At 51.3% G+C, this 7,173-nt stretch carries 5 protein-coding genes; 3 read left to right on the forward strand and 2 right to left on the reverse strand.

The annotated features are described in order from the left end of the window. On the reverse strand, positions 1 to 702 hold a 702-nt coding region (locus QZN75_RS00810), incomplete at its 3' end, for a cohesin domain-containing protein (protein ID WP_292423499.1). Positions 703 to 1,019: 317 nt separating this feature from the next. After that, positions 1,020 to 3,230 carry a hypothetical protein gene (locus QZN75_RS00815; protein ID WP_292423501.1) on the reverse strand — a complete coding sequence of 737 codons (2,211 nt, stop codon included), beginning with the start codon at positions 3,228 to 3,230 and terminating at the stop codon, positions 1,020 to 1,022. Positions 3,231 to 3,363: 133 nt separating this feature from the next. Here QZN75_RS00815 and QZN75_RS00820 point away from each other — a divergent pair, with 133 nt between their 5' ends. The 3 genes from QZN75_RS00820 (at position 3,364) to QZN75_RS00830 (ending at position 7,155) form a co-directional block, all read left to right on the forward strand. Continuing rightward, entirely contained in the window at positions 3,364 to 4,770 is a 1,407-nt protein-coding gene (locus tag QZN75_RS00820) for a hypothetical protein (RefSeq protein WP_292423503.1), read from the forward strand. Positions 4,771 to 4,854: 84 nt separating this feature from the next. After that, complete coding sequence (gene wecB, locus QZN75_RS00825; RefSeq protein WP_292423505.1) at positions 4,855 to 5,922, forward strand: non-hydrolyzing UDP-N-acetylglucosamine 2-epimerase; 1,068 nt, start codon at positions 4,855 to 4,857, stop codon at positions 5,920 to 5,922. 222 nt (positions 5,923 to 6,144) lie between these two features. Further along, positions 6,145 to 7,155: a glycosyltransferase family 2 protein gene (locus tag QZN75_RS00830; RefSeq protein WP_292423508.1), complete on the forward strand. Its 1,011-nt coding sequence runs from the start codon at positions 6,145 to 6,147 to the stop codon at positions 7,153 to 7,155. The last annotated feature ends 18 nt before the right edge of the window (positions 7,156 to 7,173 follow it).

Raw genomic sequence — 7,173 nt, forward strand, 5'->3', positions numbered from 1 at the left:
ATCAGCGGCAACGACTGTTCCCACTGTATAACTGACGGTCACGGTATTGCCAGGTGCTATGGCCGTACCTGATGGAGTCAGGTCGATCTTGGTTGTGTCTGTATTGAGAGCCGCCGCACTGAATGCCTGGGGAGCTCCACCATTGACCTTATAGGAGAATTGTCCTTGTTTGCCGGTGGGGTCTGCCATCGCTTTGTTAAAGGCGATCGTGATAAGATTTCCAGCGGTATTGGTGGCAGCTGAGGAAACAGTCGGGGCTGGTATTGCAGCGACGGAGAAGGTGCCGTTTGTTGATCCCGTAGTTGTTACTTCAATAAGTCCTGTATCATCATAGATGGATACCTGCGTAAAGTTCAAATTACTGGTTGATGATGGTTGGATTGCCTGGAACGTGATAAGAATCATATTTGAAGATCCCTGAGGCAGACACGTTCCAAGAGCAGCAGCCCAAGTGAGTTGTACTGTGTCGGCAGTAGGATTGCTAATGAGACCAGTGGATGTCGGAAGACCAGCTACGGAAGCGCTTTGATACTTGATCTTTGTGGGATCATACTGCACTTGAAATTGAATTGATCCTATATCTGTGGAATTATCATTATTTATTGAAGCAGTAACCACAGATGTAGATCCATTCGTAATCCCAGTGGGCGAGTTTAAGCTCAATACTCCGTTAGCACTGCTAAAACCTATGCACACCAGCATAAGTAATAAAATAACTCCAGTTAACCGTACCTGAGTGACCAAAATAATCAACCCTAAATATGTATGATTTTGTGTCTAGGTTTATTAAGGTTATCTTTTCTATAGGAGGTGGACAAGGAATTCTAACCAATTATGCATGAATATCAATGGATAGAACTACAAAACAATTTCGAGTTTGATATCTCCCACTATGACACTTCAGAAAATGTTAAAAAAACCGCTTCATCGACCCTATAGATTCGGAAAAAATAGTTACCCGTTTCTATATTTTCAACATCATGACCATTAACCAAGGTCCTAAAAAATTGAGGTTTGGGTTAAAAATCGTAAATGCCTGCAGCATTTCGTAGGATGATTGTCGCATCATTTGCAGTAAATCTTCCATAAGGTGGTCCAGCATCTAAATAATCATAGGTCGGCGGTACATTCTGTAATCTTGCAGCAGTCCGTAGAGCTATAGTTGCATCATTTGCAAGAACCTTGCCATCACCATTTCCATCACCTTTCACCGTACCGTCGAATTGGATGTGGATGATCTTCCCACTGTTGCCGGCAGGAGCGAACACCTGTACGGTTGCATTATTCTGTGTGAAGTATCCATTAGTATCAACCGTAAATATACCGTTTCCGAATTTGTACGGGACATTTGATCCATCAAGCGTTACTGTGATCGGCTGATTTCCGTTTGCAACCATATTTACTGTCAACCGCATTGGAATTTCCACTGCCACCCCAACCGTATCATTCCCGGTAATGGTTAGATCATACGTCAGCAATTCCTTATGCTTGTTAGCCGGAATGGTTTTCCACTCGCCGGTCGGTGGCTGATAAAACCGTGCAATACTTAAAATCGCCGTCCCGTTCTCCGACAATACCGTCACCGGGGTATACATCTGCCCGAGCTGCGCCAGCGTCACGTTCACCCACCGCGGGTTCTGACCGGTTACGGTTACATTCGCGGTCACGTTGAGGTAACCGGCTTTTTCCACCATGACAGTATACTGATTGCCTATTACCAGGTTGTCAAAGTTTGCGTAATCCATATTATCATGCGATGTGTTGTCACTCCACCCTGTGCTATTGAACAGCATGATATGATCCGCGTTGAGGAACCCTCCCGAGGTCTGCATTACGGTAACATTCAGCACCGGGGCATTGGTCGGCGGGGGAGTGCCGCCACCGACAACCACCTGCTCCTGGTCGAGCGCGACGATGTCATTGTTCTGGTCGGTACCCATCAGGTAGACATCATACAGGCCGGGGTTGAGCTGCGACATGTTGAGTGCAGGGACAGTGATTTGGTCAGAGGTGGTACTACCCGATATCCCATACCCGGGCGTGACGGCAATGTACGACCACTGCGTCGAGGCGTTGGGAATTGATCCGCCGACAGCAGTTATCGAATAGTTGAAGGGGACGCCGACATCGTGCTGGATGCCATTATAGAGGAGGTCGATCACGTGAGTGCCCGGGGTGAACGAGCTCTGCCAGTCGTTCTGTGCGTTCTGGGCAAGTTTCTGGGTATCGATCTGGACGAACATGTCATATTGCGCGGTATCGTTGATGAACAGGTACGTGATATTTTTTATATGGGTGAGGTCGGGGTTCGTACCGGTGAAATTCAGTGTAATGTCCCCGGATCCCTGGGCATAGTCAAATTTGTTGCCAATGCCGCCGGGATACGAGCTCGTAGTGTTTGTCCAGAGAATCGGAGTCCTGCCATTCAGGACAACGACCGGGTCGAGAGCATAGACATTCAGTGTCTTTGCAGGTGCGTTATAGGATATTGCGCTGGCATAATATTTTCCGGTGCCGGCTTGCATCTCGGGATGGGAAGATCCCATATCTAATGAAGGGTTATTGTCCCCAATGAAGGATCCAAGGGAAACCGCATTCTCGTTCAGGGTATAGTTGAGATCATTCTGGTTGATTTTCCAATTGGGGATTCCGTTATCGTAATATGCAGTATACACGTTAGAGGTGGCGTTGATGTTCACGGCACTACCGACCTTGTACATGTATATACCGTTGGATGACCGGAAGAGGCCACTCAGACTTGAGGTATCGGCCTTGTTCCAGCTCTCGTTATATTTTGTGACGATGGGGTTGCCCGTCATTCCCGGTACCGTGATATCTATCGTCGGAACGACCGGTTGGGTATAGATCTGGTAATCCGGTTTTGCCGACCAGTCTACGGTCGACATGGTGGACCCGTTGACGGTGACCGTGACGCCATTGATGCTCCCGGTTGTCGTGACAAAGTCCCGCGTCATCTGGCGGATCACGGGTGCGTGGATGGTCTGGAGATCAGAATTGTCACCAACCGTGGAACTGATCACGGCCTGCGATGTGGACGGATTCGCGAGGTCAATCGCATCGATGGTCGATATATTTACGTTCTTGAAGGAGTAGGTCTTGCCAAGATCGATTTGTAATCCGACGGCATTGACCGGCACAACTATTGCCAGTACCATTGCCAGAAGGATCACAAGCAGGACTACCCATGTGCGTGCAGAGCTCCGTATCATTTTTCCCCTTCCCTCCTTTATAAAAATTTTAAGATGACAAGTGTTTTGTGGTCACATATAATAAAATATATTGGTTTCAACCTGACTATACTTGGTACGTGATTAAAATATGAAATCAAAACCTATATACTGGATGATAGCAGCTCTTTTCCTGTTTACTATAGCCATTGCCCTCCCGGTATCCGCGGTCAGCATTTCCGAGAGCCCGGATGCCATCAGCCGCGGGGGGGTCATCACCATCACCATGAACGGCCTGAACGATGGTTCCCAATTCTCCCTGCTCCTGGATGGACAGTTTGCCGTCACCCCGGGTTCACGGTTCAGTTTCGAGACGAATAACTTCAACATGCCCATCTCGCTGGAGAACGGCCAGATCGCGGTCACGACACAGGGGACAAAAATGACGTCCTTCTCGGTCGAGAAGCATGATGGTGCGACGGTGAATGTCGGCAACCGTGCGGACGCGAACGGGTTTTTTTCCCTCTCGCAGGCCTACTCGATGGGAAACGGCCTGTATGATTACATCCAGCTGGGGGGGCAGGCCGGGACTTCGAGTTCCATGATCACAACGTCCATGAACCTGCTCGGGACAAAAAAGGGCCCTGCGAATTCACAGATCACCTTCACGGTTGACGGCATTGACAACGGGCTCATCCGCGTGACTGCGATGGTGGACAACCAGATGGTGCTCCCCACAAAGACCATCACCGTCGGGAAAGGTCTCGCCACAACGACCACGATCCCGGTAACAACAATCACCCAGACGACAACCACAACTGCACAGCCCACGGGTACGACCACACAGGTAGGAATAACCCAGACGACCACGACCGTACAACCCACCGATACCACCACCCAAGTGGGGGTATCGCAGACAACGACCGCACAGCCATCCGGCACAACAACAGAGACCGGGACACCGACACCCAACCCCTCCGGGACCACGACCTATTATCCCGTCGTCTCCAGCACGACCCAGGTAACTCCCGTGGTCACACCGCAGACATTCACCTCAGCCGACCAGAAAGTCTCCCTGACCGCAACCGGCGTGGACTATGCCGGGCTGCTGATGGTGACGGCGACCGGAGTACCTGACACATGGCTTTCGGTCTACGATCCTTATACCATCGCGCCGGACACGCTCACGTTCTCCCCTCCCGCCACGATCTCGTTTGCGATCCCGGCACCTGCCAGCCCGGGCACCAGTTACGCCTACTTTATCGGCGAGTATAATAACGGCCAGTGGACTGCCGTGCCCAGCACCCCGGGTTACGGGTCCATAGATGCAGAGATTGACCAGGCCGGCACCTATGGTCTTATGGCGTTTAAACCCGAGAGCACCATCCAGCCTGCGGCTACGGGAACCGGGCAGCAGGCGACCCCGACACCGCTCGTGCAGGTGACCAGCACACCGAGGATCGCGTCGATCGCGCAGGTCGCTTCCCCGTCCGCAGCCCCGACAAAGGCCCCTCTCGACAGCATGGTCGTGACCGGGGCGCTTGCGATCGGCGTCGTGCTCTTCGCGCGGATGAAACGGTAATCGCCCGGTGGGGAAAACCACACCTGCGATCAGATAACCATATTTTTCAACAGCCAGAATATAATCCGGAACCAGGTTGTTCTCATGATCACCATCATTCTTGGCACACGGCCGGAGATCATCAAGATGGCGCCGGTGATCCGTGCCTGCCGTAAGAAAGGTATCGAGTACTCGGTACTGCATACCGGCCAGCATTACTCGTATGAAATGGACAGGATTTTTTTTGAGGACCTCAACCTCCCCCTTCCCGATAATAACCTCGATGCCGGTTCCGGCAGCCATGCGGAACAGACCGGGAAGATCATGGCCGGTGCCGGGCGAATCCTCTCCGCTCATCCTCCGGACATTGTCCTCGTGCAGGGCGATACCAACACGGTCCTCGCCGGCACGCTCGCTGCAGCAAAACTCCATATCCCGGTCGGGCACGTGGAAGCCGGCCTGCGGAGTTTTGACCGGCGCATGCCGGAAGAGATCAACCGGATTGTCGCGGACCACATTGCCGATCTCCTCTTTGCCCCGACCAGGCTGGCACGCAGGAACCTGCGCCATGAAGGGATTGATGCCGCGAAGATCCACGTCACCGGCAATACCGTTGTCGACGCCGTGTTCCAGAACCGGGAGATTGCGCGGAAGGGTACAGCGATCCTGTATGACTTGGGCCTTACCCCCCGGCACTATTTCCTGGTAACCGCCCACCGCCAGGAAAATGTTGATGTGAAACACCATTTCACGGGGATCATCGCTGCGCTTGAATCACTCGCGGACAAGTACGGCATGCCGGTCCTCTTCCCGATGCACCCGCGAACGCAGAAGATGTTAAAGGAGTTCGGGATCGATCCGCACGGCATTACCGTCCTCCAGCCTATCGGGTACCTCGATTTCCTCGAGCNNCTCACCGACTCCGGCGGCGTCCAAGAAGAGGCCTGCATCCTGAACGTGCCCTGCGTTACCCTGCGCGAGAACACGGAACGGCCCGAGACCATCGACGCCGGTGCGAACATGCTCGCCGGTACCGGTGCTGAAAAGATCGTGCAGGCTGCCGGTACCATGATGGACGCACCACGGACATGGAAGAACCCCTATGGTGACGGGAAGGCGGCAGAGAGGATCGTGAGGATCTGTATGCAGGCTGTGCGGGATAACTCCCGGTAATGCCCGTGCCGCCGGATTTCCCGGGTGAGCTGCCTGAATTGTCCTTTCCCGTCCGGTGTTAAAGGGAAGAGATNNGGGGGGGGGGTGTCCAGTATTCGCCCATAGTATTACAAAAATCGTATCGTTTTTATAATACAAGTGCTCTATAGATTATTCCTGTATCTGATAACCAATAGATAGCGGTCACGATCATCCATGTCCGAAACAAGCACGCCCCGGTATATGCAGACAATCTCCGATTCTGCCAATCCTTTTCAATCTACGGTCAGGGAACATCTCCCGGCATCATTGAAGACGGCAGTTTGTTCTGAAAGCGTCTTACCAAAATCAGCCAAGCCCATAAAAGTTCTTGCCGCAATGCCTGCTTTCAACGAGGAGAAATACATTGCGAAAATAGTCATCGGAGCACGCAAATATGTGGATCAAGTGCTTGTTGTCGACGATGGATCCGTTGATGCAACAAATGAAATTGCAAAGTGTCTTGGTGCAATTGTAGTCCGGCATGAAAAAAATTTCGGTTATGGTGCTTCGCTCCAGACGATATTTGAGACCGCACGGATACTTCGGGTTGAAACCCTGGTTATACTTGATTCTGATGGTCAGCATAACCCGGAAGACATCAAAAAACTCCTTGAAGCACTGGATGAATGCAAAGCTGATGTTGTCATCGGATCCCGGTTTATTGGTGGAAACCAAAAGAATATTCCCGGTTACCGGAAAGTCGGCATGAAAGTCCTTGACGGGGCGACCAGGGTGGCCGGTGTTGCTGATATCAGCGATTCACAGTGTGGGTTCCGCGCGTATGGACGGAAAGCGATCGATGTGATCCACTTGTCCGGGAAAGGGATGTCTGCAGGCTCCGAGGTCCTCTTCCAGATCAGCGATCATAACCTGAAGATTGCTGAAGTGCCAATCAATGTGCTGTATGATATTGGGGATACGTCAACCGAGAATCCTTTTAAACATGGGATATTTGTATTATCTTATATTATCGGGTTGATCAGTTACCGGAGGCCTCTGTTAGCATTTGGGATCCCAGGGTGCATTCTTATTGTATGTGGTTTCCTCGCTGAACTTTGGGTATTTGCTGAATTACGCACGACCGGAGTTTTCCATGATGTTCTTTCTATGGGGAGTGCATTTATTTTGATATTTGGTATGCTTCTCGTGATTACCGGGTTGATCCTGAATTACCTTGTGATTTTTGTCAACGAACAGAAGAAAGGATTATAATGATATGATATATTGTTT

This window comes from Methanoregula sp. (assembly GCF_003170075.1).
Lineage (GTDB): Archaea > Halobacteriota > Methanomicrobia > Methanomicrobiales > Methanospirillaceae > Methanoregula.